The organism is Lacinutrix sp. MEBiC02404, assembly GCF_053601575.1.
The window spans coordinates 1-20,400 of record NZ_JBSHNV010000180.1; the positions used below are offsets into that span (position 1 = coordinate 1).

Genomic DNA, 20,400 nt, shown 5'->3' on the forward strand with positions numbered 1-20,400 from the left:
CAACGTATACGTATATGGAAAGTAGCGTTTAAATAATGACTTGTCTTTCCGGCTTGTATATATTTTATAAAGAAACAAAAAATATTGATTAAACAACCAATTAGCTATTTTATATATACGTTGTTATGTTTAGTAATTTGGATATTCCGTTGGGAATCTCCAAGATTACGTAGTAAGCACTGACGCTACATAGATACTTCATGATCGATGTGCATGGTTTTAAAATTATGCACTATATGAAGCCTGATATGGTTCGTGATTTTAGAAGCAAATAGCGCTTTGTATTAGTAAATATATGTTGTTATCAACTTTTAATAGTTTCTGATACTTGACTTTGTCCGAAAATTTCACTACCTTATACAAGCTTTATGCGAATCAAAATTCGTATTTGAGAGTAGAACTCTCATCCGATTTCAATCGAAAGCTTGGGTTGGTACAATTATTCCTCAAAATCCAGTATTCCAATTCAAGTTTATTGCAAACTCTGTAATTTACAATGGGCTAATTGCAATGAACAAGGGAAGTTCCAGAAGTCTGGGATTATTAAACATAACTAGCTTATACAATTGTAAAATACATCTTTATACACCCAATAAAGGTGAAAGGTAGTGTATTGGTACATCGTTTGTTTTTCTAAATTTAGGTTAAATTTCAAAATCATCAAAAGGATTTTTAATTTTTTCTAAACTAATAGTACTAACATGTGTATAGATCATAGTTGTTTTTGGACTATTATGACCTAAAAGCTCTTGAATAAACCTTAAATCAGTTCCGTTTTCTAGTAAATGTGTAGCATAGCTGTGGCGTAAAGTATGCAATGTAACATGCTTTTTTATTTTGGTTTGGGCTAATATTCTTTTTAATACTTGTCTAGCACTTACTGCTGAATAAGAACCTCCATATTGTCCTTCAAATAGATACTCTTTTGGGGTATAACTTTTATAATATCTATGCAAAAGGATAATCATAGTTACCGATAATGGTATATATCTGTCTTTTTTTCCTTTTCCTGCTTTCACATGTAATAATTTACGCTCTAGATCCAAAGCGTTTAGCTGTAAACTTAACGCTTCCCCAATTCGTAAACCGCAAGAATAGAGCAAACATAAAAGTGTTTTGTGTTTTAAGTTTTTTGCGCCATGTAAAATTTCTTTCACTTCTTCCAAACTCAAAACCTCCGGTAAACGCTGAGATTTTTTAGGTCTGTCTAAAGTTTCTAAATCTATTTCTAAATTTTGTGTCTGTTTAAAAAAAAGCTTAACCGCATTTACTAATTGATTTTGATACGTGTAAGAGTAATTATTTGCTAATATATAATTGGTGTTAAAATCTATTAAATCGTCATTTGTAATTAATTCGATTTTTTTGGAATGGTGATACTTAAAAAACATAATTAACATAGATTCGTAAGTCTGAATCGTATTAAAGCTATAACGTCTTAGATGCATCCATTTTACAAATTCTTTAATTGGGGAAATAAACTCTTCCTTTAAAGCTTGTAAACTTAGATTTTGTTTTTGTTCTCCTTTTCGATATTTATTCATGAGCAAACTATAGTCTACCACATGCTGTTTCGCTCTTAAATGTTTATACAAATTGTTTACATTGGTTTTACTAAACGGAATATAATATTCGCTATAATAATGGCTCCATTTTACTAATGGAAATTTCTTCACATATTCTCGAACTTCAATATTATATTCAAAACAAATTAAAATTCGCTCTTCATAGTTGTAATTCTTAGGTTTTAAAGTAATGTAGATTTCTTGCATAATTTATATTTAGACCAACCTTTAAATATAGAAAATAAACTACACAAAAGCAAGCGGATTTACTTCCATTTAATATTACATCCAATACTCGGTTTTTGAAGTTTTGTGTTTTCCGTTTTATCCAAAATGCAATCCAAAGCATGACGTAAATCAAATCCGGAAACAGCAACGCCATTTCCAGGTCTAGAATCGTCTAGCTGTCCGCGATAAACTAAATGTAAATCGGCATTAAAAACATAAAAATCTGGAGTGCAAGCTGCATCATAAGCTTTCGCTACTTGCTGCGTTTCGTCATATAAATAAACAAAAGGATACTGGTTATCTTTTGCGTGCTCTTTCATTTCTGCTGGTCCGTCCTGCGGATAATTCTCCGCATCATTACTAGAAATAGCTATAAATCGAACACCTAAACCTTCATAATGCTTTGCCATTTGAACTAAAATAGGATTTACATGAATCACAAACGGACAATGATTACATATAAACATCACAACAGTTGCTCGTTTTCCTTTTAATTGCTGAAGTTGTAATCGCTTATTGGAAACGGTATCCAACAATTCAAAATTCGGAGCTTTAGTCCCTAACGGAAGCATATTAGATGGTGTTCTTGCCATAACTTAATTTTTGACTAATGTAAAAAAATAAAAATCCAAAAAGCAAAATCTAAAATCCAAAAACAATATTTTGTACATTTAGCGCATGAGTAATACAATAAATTTTGATGATTTTGCTAAAGTCGATTTGCGAGTAGGTACTATTATAGAGGTGAACGACTTTCCGGAAGCCCGAAATCCTGCATACCAACTTACCATCGATTTTGGTGCTTTAGGAATTAAAAAATCTTCCGCGCAAATAACAACTTTATATAAAAAGGAGGATTTACTAAACAAACAAATTGTTGCTGTTGTTAATTTTAAGAAAAAACAGATTGGTAAATTTATGAGCGAATGCTTAGTTGTTGGTGCTGTAAATAACAAAGATGTTATTTTATTAAATCCGGAAATGAAAGTTAAAAACGGAACTACTGTAGCTTAAGTATGGCAGAGTTAGACGATGTGAAAATTAATTTTGATTCCAACGGACTTTGGGTCTTAAACATAGCACTTGCTGTAGTTATGTTTGGCGTCGCTCTTGGTGTAACGCTTGACGACTTTAAAGAATTGTTTAGGCAACCAAAAGTAGTTTTAATCGGTATACTTTCGCAGTTTGTACTATTACCTTTTGTAACCTATCTTTTTATTTTGTTTATAAAACCACAAGCTAGTATTGCTCTTGGTATGATGATGGTTGCTGCTTGTCCTGGCGGAAATATTTCTAATTTTATGACGCATCTTGCAAAAGGAAATACAGCGCTTTCCGTTAGCTTAACTGCTTTTGCAACTTTTTTAGCCATGGTTTTAACGCCTATAAATTTTCAGTTTTATGGAAATTTATACCAACCTACAGCACAACTATTACAGAATGTAGAACTAAATTTCTTCGATTTAGTAAAACTAGTGCTACTTATTTTAGGTATTCCGCTAGTATTAGGAATGACCTTACGTAGTAAAATGCCTGAGCTTGCACAAAAGCTTTCCAAAATATTAAAACCTTTTTCTATATTCGTTTTTGTAGGTATTGTTGTTATTGCTTTTTCCAACAATTTAGATATTTTTAATCAGTATATCGATAAGGTGTTACTTATTGGAATTAGTCATAATATTTTAGCGCTTGCTTTAGGTTTCTTTGTTGCTAAAGCTTTTGGTTTATCTTTTAAAAATCAAAAAACCTTAGCTATAGAAACCGGAATTCAAAACTCTGGTTTAGGTTTATTACTTATTTTTACTTTTTTTAACGGACTTGGCGGAATGGCATTAATGGCCGCTTTTTGGGGGATTTGGCATATTGTTTCTGGTTTATGTTTGTCCTTTTATTGGTCTTCAAAATCTAAAAAAGAAAGCATTTGAAACTACTTTGGTTACATCTTATAAGAACGTATATTAGAATAGGACTTTTTTGTTATTACAAAAGTTTTAAGGTGTATCATGTGGAAAATGTACCCAAAAACAAACCAGTGCTGTTTTTAAGTAATCACCAAAATGCACTTATCGATCCGTTATTAATTGCCACAAAATCAGGTCGTTTCTGTTACTTTTTAACGCGAGCTTCGGTTTTTAATAAACCAATAGTCGATAGGTTTTTACGCAGTCTGCAAATGCTTCCTGTTTATAGAATTAGAGATGGTTGGAGTAGTGTAAGTAACAATAATTCTATATTTTCTGCATGTTCCAATATTTTAAAACAACATAAAGCAGTTGCTATTTTCCCAGAAGGAAACCATCATTTAAATCGAACCGTTAGACCGCTAAGTAAAGGTTTTACACGTATTGTTTTCGAAACCTTGGATAAGTATCCAGATTTAGATTTGCAAATTATCCCTGTTGGCGTTAATTATATAAAAGCAGATCAATTTGTGGATAGTACCTCTGTTTTCTTCGGAAAGCCAATAGCTGCAAAAAACTATCTTTTAAAAGATAAAAAGCAGGCAGTTAATGCGCTTAAAGCGGAAGTGAATCAGGGAATTTCAAAATTGACAACCCATATTCCTGCTGAGAATTATGAGGAAACGATTGCCAAGTTGGAAGAAAATCAAGTAGATTTTTTAAATCCGGAAGCTGTAAATAAATGTATTGCTTCTAATTTTGAAGCTTGCCAGAAGCACGTAAAACCTAAAACTAGTTTTTTAAAATTAGTTATAAAATATATCCTTCTGGCAAATTTTATATTTCCATTTATGGTTTGGAAAAACTATGTGAAACCTAAAATTAAAGAAATTGAATTTGTAGCAACCTTTAGATTTGCGATTTATATTACACTATTTCCTATTTGGTTTTTTATTCTTGTCGTGATTTTAGGTTTATGCTTTGGTTGGCAGGTAACTGCTTTATATGTTTTGGTGATTTCTACTTTGGCTTTGTATTATGTGAAAGCTTAATTTACATGAAAACCGCTTCGCGTTTTGGGTCAACTCTTCAAATTTATTAGTTGTAATTCTGAATGTATGTGGCTCTCCTCTTAAGTTTAAGAGGAGAATGAATTTTAATTTTCCATTTAGAAAATTAGAAGAAAGAGGAGTTTGTAATGCTTGTAAAAACCGCTTCGCGTTTTAAGTCAAACTCTCCGAATTTCCTTTTAGAAAATCCACCTCTCTTTAGCTAAAGAGAGGAGCAGGTTACAATTGTGATTTTTGTTATTAAAAAAGAGGGGTTTTTAAAACAAAAAAAAACCGTTACTAAAAGCGACGGTTTTAAAATTCTAATGGTATTCGATATTAAATATCGTCGAAATCTACATCTGTAAATCTGCTTTCTGCAGGTTCCGAAGTTTCCGTTGTTTCTGAAGTTGCTTCAGCAATTGGACTTTCTGCTACAGCTTCGGTGTTATATTCTTTTTTAAAATCTTTTTGGTGACGTTCGCTAATTACTTCATCTCCTTTTTCAGATATAATATAATCTGTCATTTCAGCTAAAATACTATTGAATTCAGTAAAGTCTTCTTTGTATATATAGATTTTATGTTTTTTGTAGTGAAAGGAACCATCATCATTAGTAAACTTTTTACTTTCCGTGACTGTTAAGTAATAATCTCCTGCCTTTGTTGCTCTAACATCAAAAAAATAAGTGCGTCGTCCTGCTCTTAATACTTTAGAATAAATTTCCTCTTTCTCCATCATTCCATTGGTTTCCATAGTCTTGTTTTTATATTAAGGTTTCATTAATAGAAGTCCAAAAATCAAAAAAAAATACATAACAACCAACTAAATATTATAAATATTTTTAAACAGATGATTTATAATAAATTTATAACGGAGTGAAAAATATAAAAGGACTACGCTTTTTCAGATAGTTGCTTTACATAGAGCTCTTTGTAATAGCCATCTTTTTCAATAAGTGTATCGTGCGATCCTTCTTGCACAATTTTTCCGTCGTCTAAAACAATTATCTTGTCTGCATTTTTAGCCGAAGAAATTCTATGACTTACAATTATAGTTGTTTTTCCCTTAGATAGTTTGTTTAAGCTTTTAAGTATTTTCTCTTCCGTTTCGGTATCTACAGCAGATAGACAATCGTCAAACAATAATATTTGCGGATCTTTAAGTATTGCCCTAGCAATCGATACACGTTGTTTTTGTCCGCCAGAAAGTGTGATTCCGCGTTCGCCTAAAACGGTTTCATAGCCTTTAGTGAACCCAATAATATTTTTGTGTACTTGCGCATATTTTGCTGCTTGTATCACTTCTTGGTCTGTTGCGTCTTCTTTACCAAATTTAATATTGTTATTAATAGTATCACTAAACAAAAAGGCGTCTTGCGGTACATAACCTATACTATCTCGTAAACTGTTCAGGTTTACTTGATCTATTGGTTTATTATCTATTAATAATTGTCCGTTTTTAATATCATAAAGTCTAGCTATTAAATCTAGAATAGTAGATTTTCCAGAACCTGTTTTCCCTATAATAGCTAAGGTTTCTCCTGGTTTTATAGAGAAGCTTACATCTTTTAAAGCTTCAATATTGGTGTCGTCATATATAAAGGAAACGTTTTTAAATGTAATGCTTCCTTGTATAATAGAAGCTTCGCTAACCTTATTTTGAATTTCTGGTTCTATTTTTAAAAAGTGATTGATACGTTTTTGAGATGCTTCTGCTTGTTGTATTATAGAAGTTACCCAACCAACAGTTGCAACAGGCCAAGTAAGCATGTTCACGTATATAATAAATTCAGCAATGGTACCTAAGCTTTCAATTTCGCCATTGATATATTGTTGTCCGCCAATGTAAATAACGATCAAGTTACTTAAACCAATAAGTAAAATCATAGTAGGAAAAAATAATGCTTGTACTTTTACTAGGCTTAATTGTTTTTCTTTACTGGTAGTAGAGAGCGTATCAAAATTAGTAAAGGTTTGTGGCTCCATGCCGTAGGCTTTTATAATAGAAATTCCGCTAAAAGATTCTTGTGTAAAAGTAGACAGTTTAGAAAGGTACTCTTGTACAACAGTGCTTCGTTTATGTATTTCTTTACTTACTTTAAATACAATAATAGATAATATTGGTAAAGGTATTAACGTGTATAAGGTTAGTTTTGGCGCTTGGCTATACATCGATCCAATAACAATAATAAAAAGGGTAATGGTATTGATGCTATACATAATTGCGGGTCCTACATACATACGTACTTTACCAACATCTTCACTAATTCTATTCATTAAATCTCCTGTTCTATTTTTTTTGTAAAAATTTAGAGACAGTTTTTGGTATTGTTGGTAGACTTCGTTTTTTAAATCAAACTCAATATATCTTGATACATTTATAATGGTTTGTCGCATAAAAAAGGTAAGTACTCCAGTAATTAACGCAGCACCAATTATAAATAGAATATTTTCAAGCAATTCTGCTTTTACGAATTGTATATCTGTAATGTTCCCTTTTCTATATTCATCTACTACATTGATAGATTTTCTAATGAGTCTAGGTGTATACAGTAAAAAGATCTTGGATATAATAGTTATAAAAATACCAAAGATTAAACTAAACTTATATTTTAAAAAGTACTTATTTAAGTGTTGTAATTCTTTCATTTACACGAGTAGTGTTTATTTTATTTTTTAACAATTTCATAATTTAATGCCAATTATGTTGCGTTTACATGAATATTGGTTTAATTTTGCACGTTGTTTTTTACAAATCATCAAAACAACAACCCTAACTTTAAATTTAAAATTAAATGGTTTCAGACGTTATTAATGCAAATGATCTAAAAAAAATAGATCCAGTTTTTGGACAAATGTCTTTCGATGATCATGAGCAAATTGTTTTTTGCAACGACAAAGATACAGGTTTAAAAGCAATTATTGGAATACATAATACAGTATTAGGACCTGCACTTGGAGGTACCAGAATGTGGAATTATAATAATGAATGGGAAGCCTTAAATGATGTATTACGTCTTTCTCGTGGTATGACTTTTAAAGCAGCAATTACAGGTTTAAACCTTGGCGGAGGAAAAGCGGTAATTATTGGAGATGCTAAAACCCAGAAAACACCAGAACTTATGAGAAAGTTTGGTGAGTTTGTTCATTCTTTAAGCGGAAAATATATTACTGCAGAAGATGTTGGTATGGAAACTTCAGATATGGATTTAGTTCGTGAAGTTACTCCTTACGTAACTGGTATTTCTGAAAGTAAAGGAGGAGCAGGGAACCCTTCACCAATAACAGCCTATGGTGTGTTTATGGGGATGAAAGCTGCTGCAAAATATAAATTTGGAAGCGATATATTAGAAGATAGAAAAGTAATTGTTCAAGGTATTGGTCATGTTGGTGAATCTCTTGTGGAGCATTTAACGAATGAAGGAGCAAAAGTTATTATCTCTGATATTAACCAAGAGCGCCTGCAAGAAGTTAGCAAAAAATACGGGGCAACTATTTATACCGGAAACGATATTTATAGCGAAGCGGTAGATATTTATGCACCTTGTGCCTTAGGAGCAACAATTAATGATGATACCATTAATAGAATACAAGCAAAAATTATAGCAGGAGCTGCTAATAATCAATTAGCAGAAGAAGCAAAACACGGGGCAATTCTTCAAGAAAAAGGCATCGTTTATGCACCAGATTTTTTAATTAATGCTGGAGGAATTATTAATGTGTATGCAGAGTTAGAAGGTTACGATAAAAAAGAAATTATGCGTAAAACACAAAACATCTATAATACTACGCTGGAAATTTTATCTAATGCAGATACTAATGGAATAACAACCAATCAAGCGGCACTTAATATTGCAAAAAGTAGAATAGAAGCAAGAAAAGTAGAAAATTCAAAATAATTCTTTTTAAAACACTATAATATCAAGGCGAAAGTAACTACTTTCGCCTTTTTTAATCTAAGTTCTTTTTTATATGCTTAATAGAAGACACATTCGTATTAAAGTTATGCAAATCCTTTACGCTTTTAAAGGAGGCGAAAGTGACAATTTCAGTAAAGACCAGCGGTTTTTATTACAGAGTATCGATGGTATGTACAACCTGTATTTGCTTTTAATGTCCTTATTAATTGAGGTGCATAGAAAAGCGGAAATAAACATAGAAAAAACACAAAAAAAGCTTCTCGCTACCGCAGAAGACAAAAACCCAAACAAGAAATTAGTATTTAACGAAGTCTTTTTGTTGTTAAAAAACGACCCAGAACTTCTAGCAGATATTGAAAACCATAGAATCACTAACTGGCAGTTAGATGATGAATATGTAGATATTCTTTTCAGAGAAATATTAGCAAGTGATTTGTATGCCGAATACATGCAAACAAAAACGTCTACCTTCAAAGAAGATAGAGACTTTGTTGTGGATGTTTTTAAAGAAATTATAGCGCCTAACGAAAAACTTTACGAATACATTGAAGATAAGAATTTAACTTGGTTAGATGATTTACCTATAATTAATACTGCTATTTTAAAACTATTAAAAAAGGTAAAGGAAAACACAAAGCCAAATTATTTTGTACCTGATTTGTATAAAGATGAAGACGATAAAAAGTTTGCCATTGATTTATTAAAGAAAACGATCTTAAATCAAAGTACTCTTGCTGCAGAAATTGAAGGAAAAACTAAAAATTGGGATGCAGATCGTATTGCAAGCATTGACTATATATTATTGCAAATGGGGATTTGTGAAATGTTAAACTTTTCCTCTATTCCAGTAAAAGTTACTATTAATGAGTATCTAGAAATAGCAAAAGAGTACTCAACGCCTAAGAGTAGTGTGTTTATCAATGGTGTATTAGATAAGTTGGTGAAAGAATATGAAGCCGATAAAAAGTTAAATAAAATAGGTAGAGGATTGCTGTAATTGTAAAATTTATTACATTTACAGTTCGAAAATAACGTTGAACAATTTAAAAAAAGAATTATGAAAAAAGTATTATTAGGTTTAAGCGCATTTTGCTTAATCGCTTTTACTTCATGTAAAGAAGATGCATCAAAGAAAATTGATGACAAAAACGTTGCAGAAGCAGCAGAAAGAGATGCTAATGTTGGTGATTTTCCAGTTTTAACATTCGATAAGAGTGAGCATGATTTTGGTGAAATTGAAGCTAAAACTCCAGTAGAAACAGTATTTACTTATAAAAATACAGGAAAAACGCCTTTAGTAATTACAAATATTAAAAGTACATGTGGTTGTACTGTACCTCAAGATTGGTCTAAAGAACCTTTAGCTCCAGGAGAAGCAGGTAAGTTTACAGTAAAGTATAATGGTTCTGGTAAAAATGCCGTTTCTAAAACGATTACTGTAACTGCTAATACAGAAACAGGAAAAGAAACTGTTAAGATCAAAGCTTTTGTAAAAGCAGATCCTAATGCACCTGTAAAAACGCCTGTAGCAAATAAGCAACAAGTACAAGGTATTCCTGCAGCAGCAAATGCAGCAACACAAATGAAGTCTAGTACGCAACCAGGTCACGAAGGTCATAACCACGATTAACAAACATGGGAGAAATAGGACAATTTTTACCGTTTATAGCAATGTTTGCTGTAGTGTATTTCTTTATGATTGCACCACAAATGAAACGTGCAAAACAAGAAAAAAAGTTTGCTAGCGAACTAAAAAGAGGCGATAAAGTAATTACTAAAAGTGGTTTGCATGGTAAAATAGCAGATCTTAACGATAAAGATAACAGTTGTGTTATTGAAACTATGGCTGGAAAGTTAAAGTTTGATCGTTCTGCAATTTCTTTGGAATTGAGTAAGAACTTAAACGTTTCACCAACAGAAATTAAGAAGTAAGAAATAAATTTATTTCTATACAAAAAAGCATCCTATTTAGGATGCTTTTTTAGTTTCAAGTATCTAGTTATTTTGTTCTGATAGAAGTTTGCGTCTTTAATTTTTATACTTGATAATAAGATGTAGACGTTGTTTATATCGTTTAAAATGGTTTCGAATTTTATAAAATAGGATTCACCTTTCTGTAACTAAAGTGAAATGCAAGTAACAAGTAGTATTTTGCCAAACAAAAGAATTAAGTTCAATTATTTATTTTGCAGTGATCAGTCATCATGCAGTTTTATTTTTTGATAATACTCACGTTTTTCTAATTTGTATTAACTCTTGTTTCCATTCCTTTTTTCCATTCGTTTGATAAAGTGGCAATGCTCTTAATTACAAATTGTCTTTTTAATAAGTATATAATTAAACCTAAATTGGCCCTTTATTTCTGCAGGCTTTAATATAGATACTAAGGATCTAATTTACCAGTTTAGGTGTATTCTTTTTCTTTTCTGAAAATCGCCAAGCTCCGAAAGCAAGTAGTGTATATAAAATTAGGATGGCTAACATTTGTTGCCAATTATTTGTGAATTCATAATATAAAATTAAAAGACCACCAATACTTAATCCGATAATAGAAAGTATGGTTAAAAAATACGAAGAATTTGTTTTATCTCTAATTTTGAAATTGGCAATCGCCATTAATAAGGAAACTAAAAGAAAAGTAACACTACCAAATTCTAGAATTAATTCTAATCCACCAGCGAGTATTAAAACACTAGAAATGGTTGCCATTGCTATAATTGCATTTTGCGGACTATTATTTTTTCGGATGGATAATATTGCGGGAAAAAAACCGTCTTTAGCAATAACAGACATTTGTCTAGAGGAACCAAAAACGGTTCCGCTAATTGCGCTACTTGTTGCTAAAATGGCGCCTAAAATTACCAGGTTTGTACCTAAACTTCCCAATATATTTCCTGCACCAGCGGCTAAAGCAAATTCTTTATTTTTTATAATTTCTTCGGTAGGAATAGCAAATAAAGCACCCATTGAAATTACAACGTAAATCAAAATGGCTAACGTGATTGCACTATAAATGGCTCTTGGAATGTTTTTTTCGGGATTTTCCATTTCATTCACCGCGTTAATAACTAGTTGAAAACCTTCATAAGAGACAAAGGTCAAGGATGCCACAATTAAGATGGAAAAAATACTAGAGTTTTCTAAATCTAAAGCCAAATTTTCAACAAAAGTGCCAAAATCTGATGTTCCGTGTGTCATTAATACTACCGAAATAATGGTTAATACCACAAGTTTAGTGTACACCATTAAATCTTCAATTTTCCCCATTCCGTTAACGCTCCAAATATTTATAAACGTAAAAACAGCGATAATACCAATGGCTACACTTTTTCTAATCCAAATGTTATCGGCAAAATCGGTACTACTAATGGCATACGATGAAAAAGTATATGCATAAAGTGCTAACGTGCTTATGTATCCGAAAATTATAAACCAACCAATGGCAGAAGCCGAGAAATTGGAGTTTGGATAGGTACGTTTAAAGAACGAATATGTGGCGCCTTCATCTTTATAATAAAGCCCTAATTTCACATAAGAATATGCCGCTAAAGCTGCAATTAAACCACCAATAATTATTGCAAATGGGGTTAGATTTCCAATTAGGGAAACAGAAATTCCTAGTATGGTGAAAATACCACCACCAACCATTCCTCCAAGAGCAATCGCTATTAATTCGGCTAAACCTAAATTCTTATTTCTGTTTCTGTGTTGGCTCATATTTGTATGAAATATAATGTTTAATAGATTAATCGTTGTTCTTTAAGAATACTTAAAAAGCCAAAACAATTTTGTTTTGGCTTTTATAAAATATTAAAATCGATATCCAATTCTTGCATGTAAATTAACAGCAACATCTGCTTCACCTATAATTCTTACATTTTTTTCTTTAAAGTAATGAATGTATCCAATGCCAAATCCTGCTTCGTAATTAAATTGCTTACCAATATTTCTTCGAATACCCCAAGTTGGTACAATGGTAATATCACTAATTAAATTAATATTGTCATTACTAGAAGCAAGGATTAGATCTGGATGATATTGTGTTTTTATAGAAATAAAATTTCCGCTATTGCCATCTATTCTTTTAGACTTAGATTTTCTCTTACTAATATTATAATACCATCTTGGTTCTAGCGAAATGGCTGTTCCAAGAATAATATCTGTGGAGTTACTTCTAATAGTTAAACCAGTATCAAAACCTAGTTCACTGCGAAGACTAATTCTATTTGTTAATTTGGCCTCATGGTGTAACCAAGCTCCTAAAATTCCTATTTGCACTCCAAAAACAGATTTTTCAACACTTGCATCTTGTGCTTTTGTTAATAATGCGAGTAGGCAAAGAGAAAAAGTTAATACTATTCTTTTCATTTTTTTTAAAGCGAATTTGAGTTTTATATGTTATGATTATTTACAAGAACTAACGAAATGCGGAATATTATTTTTTCTCAGCAGTCAATTCACAAATCTTACAAATTACTTCGGTAGCTTTTATCATACTTTCTACAGGAACGTATTCGTATCGTCCGTGAAAATTATGTCCTCCAGCAAAAATATTCGGACAAGGTAATCCCATATAACTAAGTTGTGAACCATCTGTACCACCACGAATAGCTTTAATAAGTGGTTTAATATTTAGTTGCTTCATCGCTTCTTCCGCAATATCTACAATATGCATTACAGGCTCTACTTTTTCCTTCATATTGAAATATTGATCTTTAATTTCAATGGTAATTACTTCACGTTCGTATTGTGCATTTAGCTCATCGGTAAGTTTTTGCATCATTTCTTTTCGTGCTTCAAAATGTTCTTTATCATGATCACGAATTATGTATTGTAAAACGGTTTCTTCAACTTCACCTTTTATAGAATATAGGTGAAAGAAACCTTCATAACCTTCGGTATGTTCTGGCGTTTCCAATCTTGGTAACGAGTTAATAAACTCTTGCGCAATGTACATGGAGTTTATCATTTTTCCTTTTGCGTAACCAGGATGTACAATTTTTCCTTTTACTTTTACAACCGCTCCTGCAGCATTGAAGTTTTCGTATTCTAGTTCGCCAATCTGACTTCCATCCATCGTGTAAGCCCAATCTGCGCCAAATTTTTCGACATCAAAATGGTGTGCACCACGACCAATTTCTTCGTCTGGAGTAAAACCTACTCTAACTTTTCCGTGTTTAATTTCTGGATGCTGAATTAGGTATTCCATTGCCGAAATAATCTCCGTAATACCAGCTTTATCATCTGCTCCAAGAAGCGTCGTTCCGTCAGTTGTGATTAGCGTTTGTCCTTTATATAACAATAAATCTTCAAAATAATCAGGAGAAAGTACAATGTCTTCCGCAGCATTTAGAATAATATCTTTTCCGTCATAACTTTCAATAATCTGAGGTTTTACATCTTTTCCTGTAAAATCTGGAGTCGTATCAAAATGCGAAACAAATCCAATCGTTGGTACTTCATGGTCTACATTACTTGGCAAAGTAGCCATGATGTACGCCTTGTCATCAATAGTGACATCTTGCATGCCAATAGCTTTCAGCTCTTCGACTAGCGCATTTGCTAAATCCCATTGTTTTGCTGTACTTGGTGTGGTATCACTTTCTGGATCCGATTCTGTATCTACTGTTACATAACCTACAAATCGCTTTATTATATCTTGTTTTGAAATCATTATATCTATAATTTTTAAGAATTCGAGTACGCTAACTTAATAACCTTTTAGGGTTCAAAGTTACGATTAATCCGCTTTATATAAATTGTTAATCACATTTTTTAGAATTACTTTTGCACAAACAAGGATAGATGTACAAATTACTACTAAGACCATTATTTTTTCTTTTCGATCCAGAGAAGATTCATCATTTTACTTTTTCGTTAATTCGTTTGACCTGTAAAATCCCAGGATTTTCAAGTTTGTATAGAAGTTTATATGTTATTGAAGATGCTAAACTAGAACGAAAACTCTTCGGTTTAACCTTTAAAAACCCTGTTGGATTAGCTGCTGGTTTCGATAAAAATGCCATTTTATATAACGAATTATCCAATTTCGGATTTGGTTTTATAGAAATAGGAACCGTTACGCCTAAAGGACAAGCAGGAAATCCGAAACCACGTTTATTCCGTTTAAAAGATGATCAAGGAATCATCAACCGAATGGGTTTTAATAATGAAGGTCTAGAAACAGCAATTACACAATTAAAAAAGAATAAAGGGAAAGTGATTATCGGTGGAAATATTGGTAAAAATACCCAAACAAAACCGGAAGATTATACCAAAGATTATCTGGAATGCTTTAACGGTTTGCATCCGTATGTAGATTATTTTGTGCTTAATGTGAGCTGTCCAAATGTTGGTAGCCATGCAAAATTAAATGATAAAGACTATTTATTAGAATTAATTGGAGCCGTACAAAAAGCGAACCATACGTTTGAAACACAGAAACCAATTCTACTTAAAATTGCTCCAGATTTAAATAACGGACAATTAGATGAAATTATAGATCTTATTGCGGAAACCAATTTAGATGGTGTAATTGCAAGTAATACTTCTACAGATAGAAGTGGATTAAAAGCAACGGAAGCGAGACTAACCGAAATAGGAAATGGCGGTGTAAGTGGAAAGCCAGTTAAGGAAAAGTCGACACAAGTCATTAAATATTTAGCCGATAAGAGTAATAAAGCATTCCCAATAATTGGAGTAGGAGGAATTCATTCTGCAAAAGATGCACTAGAAAAAATAGAAGCAGGAGCAGACTTAGTCCAGATTTATACCGGTTTTATTTATGAAGGTCCTGCGCTTATTAAAAAAATAAATAAGGGGTTACTCCAAAATTAATTTTTGCGTTTTTGTATTTCCAGAAACATCTGTTAATCGCACTAAATACATTCCTTTACTTAATGCATTTAGATTTAATTCTATTTTAGAGTTGTTTTCTACGAGGACACTTTTTACTATGCTTCCAAGTATATTATAAATTTCTATATTTTTAATGGATGGAGCGTTGCTTATCGTTGTGTTTCCGGTACTCGGATTAGGGAATATTTTTAGACTTTCTAACGGATTTACTTCGGCCACACTTAACAAGTTCGTTAGTGTTACCGTTAACGAACCAATAGAATTTCCATTAAAAGGAGCTATTGCGTTAGCGCCGTCAAAAATGGAAATTGGTGTATTTACATCTGCATTACTCGAAGTATAATTAGTTCCAGCATCTGTTCCAGCATCATAAACATATAACATAGGAATAGATATCGAGGTTTTCCAGTTACCTGATGTATCCATTAATTCTAAATCATCAATAGCCATCATCCAATCTGGACTAGGAGCTACCATTGTAAATAGGGAAAGTATTGGAAACGCACTACTAACATTCAAATCAGAAATAGTAATCGTTCCTGCAGCAGAACCTAAAGACGGACCGTAAATATATTGCTCTGCATTACCTGCATTAATAGCATTTTGTACATCTACATCTTCAAAAATAGCATTGGTTCCACTTTCGGCTATTAACTCAATACCTTGGCTAGCCATAGTACCAACTTCTATAAAGGAAACATTACTATTATGATTAGTACCAACTAATCTAGACCAATGGTCATTTGGCGGAATGGAAGTATGATCTGTTGCATTCCATGTGCTTGAAAAAACAATAGTATAGCTAGCAATAGATTGTGCTTGTATATCATTAAAGATACTTAATACTATTAAAGAGAGTAAAAGTGTAATTCTTTTCATGAGGTTCGCTTTTTTTTATAGTCGAAATTATTTTAGAATACTTACTGCATAGATTATCTATTTAAAACCTTATTTTTATAAAAAAAAAATAGAAACTTGGATTACGATTTACTTCTTTCTTTTGTTTTAGCGACTTCTGCGTTAGCGTGTTCTCCCGGACCAGATAATATTTTTGTGTTAATGCAAAGTATTACGAATGGTAAACAATATGGTTTGGCAACCGTTGCTGGTTTAATTTCAGGATGTATAGTACATACCACATTAGTAGCTTTTGGTGTATCTGCAATTATTAAAGCAAACGACAATTTGTTTTTTGCAATAAAATTATTAGGTGCTTTATATTTACTTTTTCTAGCATACAAGGTTTTTAAAGGGGATTCTAGAATAGAGTTTAATAATACCAGTGCGCCAAAAAAGAGCTTAATGCAGTTGTTTAAACAAGGTTTTATCATGAACGTTTTAAACCCTAAAGTTTCTATTTTCTTTTTGGCATTTTTTCCAGGATTCTTGTTTAGTGATACCATGAGTACAATAACACAGTTCTATATTTTAGGGTTTCTGTTTATGGGCGTTTCCTTAATCATTTTTTCTATTATTGCTATTTTAGCAGGATCTATTTCCGATTATATCAAACAAAATAAGAACGTAGGTGTAGTATTAAAATGGTTGCAGATTGTTGTTTTTATAGGAATTGCAATTTTAATATTACTTTAAAATCTAAATCGTTTTCGTTAACACGAATCTTTTCTATCTTTGGTCCTAATATGGAAAACAAGCACGTAAAAGTTATTGAATGTCCTCGAGATGCTATGCAAGGTATAAAAGAGTTTATACCAACAGCACTTAAGGTACAATACATTCAGTCTATTTTGAGAGTAGGTTTTGATACGGTGGACTTCGGAAGCTTTGTGTCACCAAAAGCGATTCCGCAAATGGTAGATACTGCAGAAGTTTTAGCACAACTAGATTTAAGTAAAACGACAAGTAAGTTACTATCTATTGTGGCAAACCTTCGTGGAGCCGAAGCTGCTTGTGAGCATCCTGAAATTGATTATTTAGGCTATCCTTTTTCTATCTCCGAAAACTTTCAGATGCGTAATACACATAAAACCATTGCGCAATCGGTTCTTATTTTACAAGATATTTTAGACGTCGCTCATAAGCACAACAAACAAGTTGTAGTCTATATTTCTATGGGATTTGGTAATCCGTATGGTGATCCTTGGAATGTAGAAATTGTTGGAGAATGGACCGAACGGTTAAGTAAAATGGGAGTAAAGATTCTTTCGTTAAGCGATACGGTAGGAACTTCTAATCCGGAAAACATAAACTATTTGTTTTCTAATTTAATTCCTAAATACCCAGAAATAGAATTCGGAGCACATTTACATACCACGCCTTCTTCATGGCACGAGAAAGTAGATGCAGCATACAAAGCCGGATGCAGACGTTTTGATGGCGCAATTCAAGGTTTTGGCGGTTGCCCGATGGCAAAAGATGAACTTACAGGTAATATGCCAACCGAAAAAGTACTCTCGTATTTAACTACTAAAAAAGCACATGATTTGAATGCTTTGTATTTTGAAAGTGCGTATAACGAAGCCACTAAAATCTTTACCAAGTACCATTAAATTTAACGATTTTATAGGAATTTGCTTTTGGTGTTTCGTGCTAAATGCAATACTTTTATACAGATAAACGAACACACACACTTTTTAAAATTATACCTATGAATACTATTATTGAAAAATTACTTAATGACCAAGTGAAATTTGAAGCACAAGCTTCTATGCAATATTTAGCAATGGCTTCTTGGGCAGATGCAAATGGATTTAATGGTGTTGCAGATTTCTTTTATAGTCAGTCTGAAGAAGAACGTGTTCACATGCTTAAACTTGTAAAATTTATTAATGAAAGAAGCGGAAATGTAGCCATCCCAGCATTAGAAAAACCAAAAGAATCGTACAGTGGTATTATAGAACTTTTTGAGAAATTTCTTCAGAGTGAAATCTTTGTTACCGAACAAATTAATCATGTGATCTTTGAAAGTTTACAGAATAAAGAATATAGTATCCATAATTTTATGCAATGGTATGTAAGTGAACAATTGGAAGAAGAAGCACTTGCTAGAACATTATTAGATAAGCTAAACATTATAGGAAATGATAAATCTGGTCACTACCTTTTTGATCGCGATGTAAATGCTATTGCTGCAGCGAATGCGAAGCAATAGATAAACGGTTGACAATTAAATGTTAAAAGATTCCATTATTGGAATCTTTTTTTTGTAATTTTGTTCTTATTTAGAATAAATTAAAATAATGCAAACAGATATTACTCCCAAATTAGCGCCTGTAATTATTACATCCTGTCTTGTTTACTGTGATGTGAATAAGAAATCTAAATGCTGTAAAAAGTATAAGAAGAAGGGGAAGTCTAATTGTAAACGTTGCCCTAAACTATAAAATATTCTTTTATTTAAAATAAGTCTAAATAAAATTGGTCTAATTCAATTTCATTTCTATTTTTGCACTCGAAAAATTATAATTTATTTATAATAAGTCTAAATAGAATTAAAGAATGAAAAGAATTTTACTTTCAATTGCAATGTTAACCGCAACAATAGGGTTTTCTCAAACCGTTGTTCAAGATACAACAGCATCAAAAAATCAACAAGTTAACGCAGCGCAAAACATTTTAAATGGCTCTGCATCCAAAGGAATAACTATTGGTGGTTATGCACAAGTAGATTACAACCAACCAGAAGGAGATAATGGAAGTCTAGATGTACACAGACTAGTGATGCTTTTAGGCTATAAATTTAGTGATAAAGTACAGTTTGTTACAGAAATAGAATACGAACACGTTAAAGAAGTGTATATCGAACAAGCATTCTTAAACTATAGCCTAAACGATAAAGTAAACATTCGTGGTGGTTTAATGTTAGTACCAATGGGAATTGTTAATGAATACCATGAGCCAACCGTTTTTAATGGTGTGGAAAGACCAAGCATGGACAAAAGCATTGTACCAACTACATGGCGAGAAATTGGAGTAGGTATTGCTGGTAAATTGGATAATGCTTCTTTACGTTACCAAGCATATATTTTTAATGGTTTCACCTCTTTAAATGGAGATAAAACTTTAGGAGGAAGTAATGGTTTGCGTAACGGACGACAAAAAGGAGCAGAGTCTACTATTAACACACCTAACCTTTCTGCAAAAGTAGATTATTATGGTATTTCTGGTTTGCGTTTAGGATTATCTGGTTATTTTGGAAGAACCCAAGCAGAGGACGATATTCAAGAAACTCCAGGAGCAGATGTAGGTATTAATATGTTTGGCTTAGATGCGCGTTATATTAAAAAACGTTTTTCTGCTAGAGGACAATATATTCATGCACTAATTAGTGATGCAGATGCTTATAACACGGCAAACGAAGCAAATCTTGGTAGTGAACTAAAAGGATGGTATGTAGAAAGTGCTTACAATCTTTTACCATTATCTAAAGAACAAAAATTAGATGCTTTTGTTCGTTATGAACAATATGATACGCATGCCGCGACTAAAGATGCAGCAATTTCCAGAAATTTAGCTTTTAATAGACAAGAATGGACTGCAGGTTTAAGTTATCACATTGCTAATGGAGCAGTAGTAAAAGCAGATTACCAAGTTTTAGATAATGCAGCAAAAGGTAATGAAGCAACAGGGCAGTTAAATATTGGCTTCGGCGTTTGGTTTTAAAATAATTTGGGCATTACCCTACTTCGCAAAAAAGCTTCGTAGGGTCGCGCTTTCCACTTAAATCTTTTTTTGTTTTCATTCCTTTTTAGAAAGGAATGAAAACAAAAAAAGGATAACGTTACAATCGCTAATGCGTAACCACCTCGTCACATCATGACACTGCTACTAGTTATGAAAGAGAATTAAAACTCCTTCCATTTTTTTAACGGAAGGTGGCTTTAAGCACTAGAAGAGTTTAAAGACGGAAGGGATAA

20 protein-coding genes are annotated in these 20,400 nt (G+C 32.2%); 12 read left to right on the top strand and 8 right to left on the bottom strand.

The genetic code is table 11. The annotated features are described in order from the left end of the window. Positions 1-644: 644 nt before the first annotated feature. Together ACVCXO_RS09215 and ACVCXO_RS09220 are read right to left on the bottom strand one after the other, a co-directional pair. A complete protein-coding gene (locus ACVCXO_RS09215; protein ID WP_452229301.1) occupies positions 645-1,772 on the bottom strand; it encodes a tyrosine-type recombinase/integrase in 1,128 nt (375 codons plus the stop codon). Positions 1,773-1,831: 59 nt separating this feature from the next. Next, the gene (locus tag ACVCXO_RS09220; protein ID WP_452229302.1) at positions 1,832-2,386 is read right to left on the bottom strand and encodes a thioredoxin family protein; all 555 of its coding nucleotides are present in this window, start codon (positions 2,384-2,386) and stop codon (positions 1,832-1,834) included. A gap of 85 nt (positions 2,387-2,471) precedes the next feature. Here ACVCXO_RS09220 and ACVCXO_RS09225 point away from each other — a divergent pair, with 85 nt between their 5' ends. From ACVCXO_RS09225 to ACVCXO_RS09235, 3 genes are read left to right on the top strand one after another with little or no spacing between them, the layout of a single operon-like run. After that, positions 2,472-2,807, top strand: coding sequence for a tRNA-binding protein (locus ACVCXO_RS09225; RefSeq protein WP_452229303.1), 336 nt, complete (start codon positions 2,472-2,474; stop codon positions 2,805-2,807). 2 nt (positions 2,808-2,809) lie between these two features. After that, complete coding sequence (locus ACVCXO_RS09230; RefSeq protein ID WP_452229304.1) at positions 2,810-3,718, top strand: bile acid:sodium symporter family protein; 909 nt, start codon at positions 2,810-2,812, stop codon at positions 3,716-3,718. Next, positions 3,715-4,746: a lysophospholipid acyltransferase family protein gene (locus ACVCXO_RS09235; protein WP_452229305.1), complete on the top strand. Its 1,032-nt coding sequence runs from the start codon at positions 3,715-3,717 to the stop codon at positions 4,744-4,746. The genes ACVCXO_RS09230 and ACVCXO_RS09235 overlap by 4 nt, the downstream gene beginning before the upstream one ends. A gap of 336 nt (positions 4,747-5,082) precedes the next feature. On the opposite strand, the gene ACVCXO_RS09240 is transcribed toward ACVCXO_RS09235, so the two are convergent. Next, positions 5,083-5,499: a PUR family DNA/RNA-binding protein gene (locus ACVCXO_RS09240; protein WP_452229306.1), complete on the bottom strand. Its 417-nt coding sequence runs from the start codon at positions 5,497-5,499 to the stop codon at positions 5,083-5,085. A 140-nt stretch (positions 5,500-5,639) separates the two neighbouring features. Further along, positions 5,640-7,394 carry an ABC transporter ATP-binding protein gene (locus ACVCXO_RS09245; RefSeq protein ID WP_452229307.1) on the bottom strand — a complete coding sequence of 585 codons (1,755 nt, stop codon included), beginning with the start codon at positions 7,392-7,394 and terminating at the stop codon, positions 5,640-5,642. Between the two features lie 146 nt (positions 7,395-7,540). Between ACVCXO_RS09245 and ACVCXO_RS09250 the strand changes: the two genes are divergently transcribed. The 4 genes from ACVCXO_RS09250 to yajC all read left to right on the top strand — a co-directional run bounded on the left by ACVCXO_RS09250 (position 7,541) and on the right by yajC (position 10,597). Then, entirely contained in the window at positions 7,541-8,644 is a 1,104-nt protein-coding gene (locus ACVCXO_RS09250; protein WP_452229308.1) for a Glu/Leu/Phe/Val family dehydrogenase, read from the top strand. A 106-nt stretch (positions 8,645-8,750) separates the two neighbouring features. Beyond that, on the top strand, positions 8,751-9,662 hold the full coding sequence (nusB, locus tag ACVCXO_RS09255; RefSeq protein ID WP_452229309.1) for a transcription antitermination factor NusB: 912 nt from the start codon (positions 8,751-8,753) through the stop codon (positions 9,660-9,662). Between the two features lie 60 nt (positions 9,663-9,722). Next, positions 9,723-10,295, top strand: a complete 573-nt coding sequence (locus tag ACVCXO_RS09260) for a DUF1573 domain-containing protein (protein WP_452229310.1) — start codon at positions 9,723-9,725, stop codon at positions 10,293-10,295. A 5-nt stretch (positions 10,296-10,300) separates the two neighbouring features. Further along, the gene (gene yajC, locus ACVCXO_RS09265; RefSeq protein WP_452229311.1) at positions 10,301-10,597 is read left to right on the top strand and encodes a preprotein translocase subunit YajC; all 297 of its coding nucleotides are present in this window, start codon (positions 10,301-10,303) and stop codon (positions 10,595-10,597) included. A 459-nt stretch (positions 10,598-11,056) separates the two neighbouring features. Here the strand turns inward: yajC and ACVCXO_RS09270 are convergent, their stop codons facing one another. From ACVCXO_RS09270 to pepT, 3 genes are all read right to left on the bottom strand, one after another. Beyond that, positions 11,057-12,382: an APC family permease gene (locus tag ACVCXO_RS09270; RefSeq protein ID WP_452229312.1), complete on the bottom strand. Its 1,326-nt coding sequence runs from the start codon at positions 12,380-12,382 to the stop codon at positions 11,057-11,059. Between the two features lie 93 nt (positions 12,383-12,475). Next, the gene (locus ACVCXO_RS09275; RefSeq protein ID WP_452229313.1) at positions 12,476-13,033 is read right to left on the bottom strand and encodes a hypothetical protein; all 558 of its coding nucleotides are present in this window, start codon (positions 13,031-13,033) and stop codon (positions 12,476-12,478) included. Positions 13,034-13,100: 67 nt separating this feature from the next. Continuing rightward, a complete protein-coding gene (gene pepT / locus ACVCXO_RS09280) occupies positions 13,101-14,339 on the bottom strand; it encodes a peptidase T (RefSeq protein ID WP_452229314.1) in 1,239 nt (412 codons plus the stop codon). 131 nt (positions 14,340-14,470) lie between these two features. Here pepT and ACVCXO_RS09285 point away from each other — a divergent pair, with 131 nt between their 5' ends. Further along, positions 14,471-15,502: a quinone-dependent dihydroorotate dehydrogenase gene (locus ACVCXO_RS09285; RefSeq protein WP_452229315.1), complete on the top strand. Its 1,032-nt coding sequence runs from the start codon at positions 14,471-14,473 to the stop codon at positions 15,500-15,502. Here ACVCXO_RS09285 and ACVCXO_RS09290 read toward each other — a convergent pair. Continuing rightward, positions 15,488-16,402 carry a T9SS type A sorting domain-containing protein gene (locus tag ACVCXO_RS09290; RefSeq protein WP_452229316.1) on the bottom strand — a complete coding sequence of 305 codons (915 nt, stop codon included), beginning with the start codon at positions 16,400-16,402 and terminating at the stop codon, positions 15,488-15,490. The two genes, ACVCXO_RS09285 and ACVCXO_RS09290, sit on opposite strands and share 15 nt — an antisense overlap. A gap of 96 nt (positions 16,403-16,498) precedes the next feature. Between ACVCXO_RS09290 and ACVCXO_RS09295 the strand changes: the two genes are divergently transcribed. The 4 genes from ACVCXO_RS09295 to ACVCXO_RS09310 all read left to right on the top strand — a co-directional run bounded on the left by ACVCXO_RS09295 (position 16,499) and on the right by ACVCXO_RS09310 (position 20,146). Further along, on the top strand, positions 16,499-17,116 hold the full coding sequence (locus ACVCXO_RS09295) for a LysE family translocator (RefSeq protein WP_452229317.1): 618 nt from the start codon (positions 16,499-16,501) through the stop codon (positions 17,114-17,116). A gap of 50 nt (positions 17,117-17,166) precedes the next feature. Continuing rightward, the gene (locus ACVCXO_RS09300) at positions 17,167-18,033 is read left to right on the top strand and encodes a hydroxymethylglutaryl-CoA lyase (RefSeq protein WP_452229318.1); all 867 of its coding nucleotides are present in this window, start codon (positions 17,167-17,169) and stop codon (positions 18,031-18,033) included. A 98-nt stretch (positions 18,034-18,131) separates the two neighbouring features. Continuing rightward, positions 18,132-18,635, top strand: a complete 504-nt coding sequence (locus ACVCXO_RS09305; RefSeq protein WP_452229319.1) for a ferritin — start codon at positions 18,132-18,134, stop codon at positions 18,633-18,635. Between the two features lie 347 nt (positions 18,636-18,982). After that, positions 18,983-20,146, top strand: a complete 1,164-nt coding sequence (locus ACVCXO_RS09310) for a hypothetical protein (RefSeq protein WP_452229320.1) — start codon at positions 18,983-18,985, stop codon at positions 20,144-20,146. The last annotated feature ends 254 nt before the right edge of the window (positions 20,147-20,400 follow it).